The organism is Streptomyces sp. NPDC054847 (assembly GCF_053610925.1).
In genome coordinates, this window is the sequence record NZ_JBSGZJ010000654.1 from 1 (window position 1) to 2,772 (window position 2,772).

The 2,772-nt window shown below is 70.2% G+C and carries 3 protein-coding genes; 2 read left to right on the forward strand and 1 reads right to left on the reverse strand.

Annotated features, from left to right (window positions below):
* Positions 1-162 precede the first annotated feature (162 nt).
* Positions 163-1,503 (reverse strand): UDP-N-acetylglucosamine 1-carboxyvinyltransferase, encoded by a 1,341-nt coding sequence (gene murA / locus ACWGH4_RS33785; protein WP_053557247.1) that lies wholly within the window; start codon positions 1,501-1,503, stop codon positions 163-165.
* 293 nt (positions 1,504-1,796) lie between these two features.
* Between murA and ACWGH4_RS33790 the strand changes: the two genes are divergently transcribed.
* Together ACWGH4_RS33790 and ACWGH4_RS33795 are read left to right on the forward strand one after the other, a co-directional pair.
* Positions 1,797-2,357: a YqgE/AlgH family protein gene (locus tag ACWGH4_RS33790; protein WP_037774528.1), complete on the forward strand. Its 561-nt coding sequence runs from the start codon at positions 1,797-1,799 to the stop codon at positions 2,355-2,357.
* 70 nt (positions 2,358-2,427) lie between these two features.
* A complete protein-coding gene (locus ACWGH4_RS33795) occupies positions 2,428-2,727 on the forward strand; it encodes a DUF3039 domain-containing protein (protein WP_005316940.1) in 300 nt (99 codons plus the stop codon).
* Positions 2,728-2,772: the final 45 nt, after the last annotated feature.

Sequence of the window (2,772 nt, forward strand, 5' to 3'; positions counted from 1 at the left end):
CGCAAAGCGCGGTACGCCGCCCGCAGGGCGGTGCCGAAACCGGGGCTTGCCCCGGTTTCGAGGGGGGTGGGGGAAAGGCCCCGCGCAGCAGCACAGGCGGCCGCAGACGGCGACGGCCCCCGCGGATGCGCTCCGTGGGGGCCGTCGGCGTCGTAGGGGCCGTCAGACGATCGGGCCCCCGGGCAGCTCCACCTTCGCGCCGAGCTTCTCCAGCTTCTCCATGAAGTTCTCGTAGCCGCGGTTGATCAGGTCGATCCCGTGCACGCGGCTCGTGCCCTGCGCGGCCAGTGCCGCGATCAGGTACGAGAAGCCGCCGCGCAGGTCGGGGATGACCAGGTCCGCCCCCTGGAGCTTGGTCGGGCCGGAGACGACCGCGGAGTGCAGGAAGTTGCGCTGGCCGAAGCGGCAGTGCGAGCCGCCGAGGCACTCGCGGTACAGCTGGATGTGCGCGCCCATCTGGTTCAGCGCGGACGTGAAGCCGAGCCGGGACTCGTACACCGTCTCGTGGACGATGGAGAGCCCCGTCGCCTGCGTGAGGGCGACGACCAGCGGCTGCTGCCAGTCGGTCTGGAAGCCGGGGTGCACATCCGTCTCGAGCGCGATGGACTTGAGCCGGCCGCCGGGGTGCCAGAAGCGGATGCCCTCGTCGTCGATCTCGAAGGCGCCGCCGACCTTCCGGTAGGTGTTGAGGAACGTCATCATCGAGCGCTGCTGGGCGCCGCGTACGTAGATGTCGCCCTCGGTGGCCAGCGCCGCCGACGCCCAGGACGCCGCCTCCAGGCGGTCCGGGAGGGCACGGTGGGTGTAGCCGCCGAGCTTGTCGACACCGGTGATCCGGATCGTCCGGTCGGTGTCCATGGAGATGATCGCGCCCATCTTCTGCAGTACGCAGATGAGGTCCTCGATCTCCGGCTCCACCGCGGCGTTGGTCAGCTCGGTGACGCCCTCGGCGAGCACGGCCGTGAGCAGCACCTGCTCGGTCGAGCCGACCGACGGGTACGGCAGACGGATCTTCGTGCCGCGCAGCCGCTGCGGAGCCTCCAGGTACTGCCCGTCCGCGCGCTTCTCGATCGTCGCGCCGAACTGGCGCAGCACGTCGAAGTGGAAGTCGATGGGCCGGCCGCCGATGTCGCAGCCGCCGAGGCCGGGGATGAAGGCGTGGCCGAGGCGGTGCAGCAGCGGTCCGCAGAAGAGGATCGGAATGCGCGACGAGCCCGCGTGGGCATCGATGTCAGCGACGTTCGCGCTCTCGACGTACGTCGGGTCGAGGACGAGCTCGCCCGGCTCCTCACCGGGGCGGACCGTCACCCCGTGCAGCTGCAGCAGCCCGCGTACGACTCTGACGTCACGGATGTCCGGCACGTTGCGCAGCCGGCTCGGTTCGCTGCCGAGCAGGGCCGCGACCATCGCCTTGGGCACGAGGTTCTTCGCGCCGCGGACGCGGATCTCGCCCTCGAGCGGGGTTCCGCCGTGGACAAGCAGTACATCGTCAGTGCCGGTCATGAATCTCGCGTTCCGGAAGTGGTCCCCCAGGCGGAGCCAGGAGGAGGATCGGACGGGGGGCCAGAGGAAAGGGTAAGGGGGGAGAGCCCCTTAGTTGTAAGCCCGCGGACCGTTCTCGGCCGTAATGAATCGGGCACAACACGCTCTGTCCGCCGGGCCTCGCGCACGGTCACCGTCCCACCCTTCGGACAACTGTCGGGGGCTCCGCCCTCTGAGCTGCGCCCATCGCACGGGCGGTGGCGAGTGAGCCGCTCGGGCTCCGCGAAGGGGAAAGATGCGGGATCATGTCTGGCATGACCGAGGTGTCCTCGCTCACAGGACGGCTGCTCGTCGCCGCGCCCGCCCTGGCGGACCCGAACTTCGACCGGGCGGTGGTCCTGCTGCTCGATCATGACGACGAGGGCTCCCTCGGCGTGATTCTCAACAGGCCGACCCCGGTGGTCGTGGAGGACATCCTGGAGTCGTGGGCGGCGCTGGCGGGTGAGCCCGGCGTCGTCTTCCAGGGCGGCCCTGTCGCCCTGGACTCGGCGCTCGGCGTCGCCGTGATCCCCGGCGACGAAGGCCCCCTCGGATGGCGTCGGGTGTACGGCGCGATCGGCCTCGTCGACCTGGAGGCTCCCCCCGAACTGCTCGGCGGCGCCCTCGGCTCCCTGCGGATCTTCGCCGGATACGCGGGATGGGGTCCGGGTCAGCTGGAGGACGAGTTGCAGGACGGCGCCTGGTACGTCGTCGAGTCCGAGCCGGGGGACGTGTCCTCGCCCCGGCCGGAGAGCCTGTGGCGCTCGGTGCTGCGGCGCCAGCGCAACGAGCTGGCCATGTTCGCCACGTATCCGGACGACCCGAGCATGAACTGACCCGGCCCGGGGCAAGGGCGGGCGGGGCCTTGCTCCCGTAGAGGGCGCGCGATGAGTACCCTTGGAGCCCATGAGCACTCTTGAGCCCGAGCGCGGGACAGGCACGGGGACCCTCGTAGAGCCGACACCCCAGGTGTCGCACGGCGACGGCGACCACGAGCGCTTCGCCCATTACGTCCAGAAGGACAAGATCATGGCGAGCGCCCTCGACGGGACTCCCGTGGTGGCACTGTGCGGGAAGGTCTGGGTGCCGGGGCGTGACCCCAAGAAGTACCCGGTCTGCCCCATGTGCAAGGAGATCTACGAGTCCATGGGCGCCGGTGGCGACAAGGACAAGGGCAAGAGCGGCAGCGGCAAGGACAAGAAGTAACTCCTCCGCCTCAGCCTGCACAACGGCCCCCGGGACGCGCTTCGG

What these genes read in the sequence shown, in the direction of transcription:
- murA (WP_053557247.1), bottom strand. Translation starts at nt 1,503, where the DNA reads ATGACCGGCACTGACGATGTACTGCTTGTCCACGGCGGAACCCCGCTC.
- ACWGH4_RS33790 (WP_037774528.1), top strand. Translation starts at nt 1,797, where the DNA reads ATGACCGAGGTGTCCTCGCTCACAGGACGGCTGCTCGTCGCCGCGCCC.
- ACWGH4_RS33795 (WP_005316940.1), top strand. Translation starts at nt 2,428, where the DNA reads ATGAGCACTCTTGAGCCCGAGCGCGGGACAGGCACGGGGACCCTCGTA.